Below are 2,282 nucleotides of genomic sequence, written 5' to 3' on the forward strand. Positions count from 1 at the left end.
GGAGGGTTGCGAAAGTTCAGCAGCCCGGCGTGTTCCAGCGCCGGGCGCACTGGCGACGCCAGCAGGTTCTTGTAGGCGTCTTCCGCGCTGTTGGCATCCAAATCGCCGCTGCCGGTGGCGGGGTCAAACCCCATCGCCTCGAACGCGGTCAACACCGCCTCATCTACCGCCAGCCGATGCTCGCGCGCCGCCATCGCCACCCCCCCGCGGTCATCCAGCGTGTCGGCAATCAGCCCGCCGTCAGAGACCGTCAGCGCCGCGAACCGCCGCGCCTTGCCGCGGATGCCGCCTTCATCCCACTCATCCAGGGCATCATCGGAAACAGCGCGCACCGCCAGGGTTTGTTGCAGGTCGTAGCGGTCAGCCATTGCCGACTCCGCAGGCGAAGCGGCGTAGGCGCTTTCGATGGATTCCCGCTGACTCGCCGAAATATCAGGGGCGGCCCGCAGGGCATTACGGTACGCAGCGCGTTGTAAATCCGCCGCCGCCGCCATGGCCTCATCCACTCCGGTCAGATCCATTGCGCCCAGCCCGGCTACCGTTGCGCCCCGCGCTTCCAGCAGATGCCAGAGGTCAGCGGCGTAGCGGTTGAGGGTGCGGGCATTGACCGCCGCGTACTGACAGACGCGGGCATCCCAGGGCGTGGCGGGGGTGATTTTTTGCAGATAGCTGCCGTCGCCGGTCGCGTTCGCTAACTCAACCGTCCGCCGATGAACCGCTTCCAGATTGCCCAGAATCGCGCCAGGGCGTTCTTCCAGTTGCCGGAGGCCCGTACCGATGACGCCCACCACTATCCGGCTTGCCGTGCGGTCCCGGCGGGCCATCTGGATAAACGCGGCGGGCGACACCATCCCGGCATAAAAGCCGTAAGTGGCGTCAAAGTAGGGTTGAGTAATGCTCAGGCCGGATTCGACGCAGGGCGTGTGCAGCAACACGTCATAGCCCTGCATCGCCGCGTTAATGTCGTCCAGCGCCGCCAGCACATCGGGCCGTCCGGTGGTGGCGATACCGTTCTTGGCGTGAATCGCCATCACCCGCAGGTCGGGATGACGCTCTCTAATGAGCGCATCCAGCTTTGCAATCTGTCGGGCGGAATCGCTGAAGATTCGGGTCGGAATGCCCTCCTTGATGGCGGCGAGGGCCTGGGCCAATACAGCGTCCATTGCGCCGATTTCAGCGGCAATCTGGGGTAGCGTCGCCGCCACTTCGATGATTTGCAGCGGACGCTCGACATCCGCAGCCAGAGCCAGCACGTCATCCGTACACAGATCGGCGTCCACGCCGGCGGCGATTTCGGCGGTGCTGAGCAACCGGCAGAGTTTCTGCCAGATGTTTTTAGCCTGTTTGCGGAGCGTCCCCTGCGGGGCGTGGCATTCGCGGCAGACCGCCGAGATTTCATCAATCAGCACCGCCTGCGCGTTTTCGAGCGGCGCTGAAAATCGCCCGTTTCCGATGGAGTTCAAACAGATGGCGAGCCGGTCACAGTGGTCAAAATTGAGGGGTGATTTGTAACTGTCCACCGCCAGCCGATTCGCTAAATCCGCGACCAGCGAAACGCGGGTGGTGATGGCGACGGTCTTTTCAGTGACGGCCAGCGCCTTCAGGAATTTTTCGGTTTTGCCACTGCCGATGGGGGCTTTCAGCAGCACTAAATGACCGGGGCGCATCATCGCCAGCGCCGCCGGAAAATCAGCGGCATCCTCGACCCCCAGCCCCTTTTTTTTCAGCGCCGCCCGGTCTAGCCGACTGGTCGCCACCGCTCGCAACCGGGCCTGATTTTCCAGCCAATTGGTCAATCGGGCGATGTGGGGCGCAACACGCGGCGAATGCGGCCCGCTCGCTTTTAGCAGGTCGGCTTGCAGGTCGGCAAAGCTCCGGTGAACGGGCGACTGCCAGACAAAACGCTTGACCACGGCCAGCGCCGCAGGCACTACGTCTACCGCGTTGGCCTTCGCGACCACACCCAGCGCCTGCTGGTAGCTACATTTCCCGACCGCAATCGCCGCCACGACTGTCGGATTGGGCGCGACTTCGGGCTGATCCGTGGGGAGCAGCCGCGCTTGCACCGGCGCAGGCACATACAGCGGGGCGCGTTCGCCGTCGAGCAGCCCGTTTTCGATGGTTTGGTAGGCCGAATCCAGATCAACCACATTTGACTTGGCCGCAATCGCCGCCCGCAGCGCCGCCCGCGCCTCCTCCCGCGTACAGGCTCCACCGCCTACATAGCCGCCCGCCAGATACGCGGCGGTATTCAGCGCCGTGTGTTTCTCACCGTCCCGCGC

1 protein-coding gene is annotated in these 2,282 nt (G+C 64.3%); it reads right to left on the reverse strand.

Annotated features, from left to right (window positions below):
* On the reverse strand, positions 1-2,282 hold a 2,282-nt coding region (locus CAPSK01_RS17365; RefSeq protein ID WP_273703972.1), incomplete at both ends, for a hypothetical protein.

Origin of the sequence: Candidatus Accumulibacter vicinus, from assembly GCF_000584955.1 — a bacterium.
Classification (GTDB): domain Bacteria; phylum Pseudomonadota; class Gammaproteobacteria; order Burkholderiales; family Rhodocyclaceae; genus Accumulibacter; species Accumulibacter vicinus.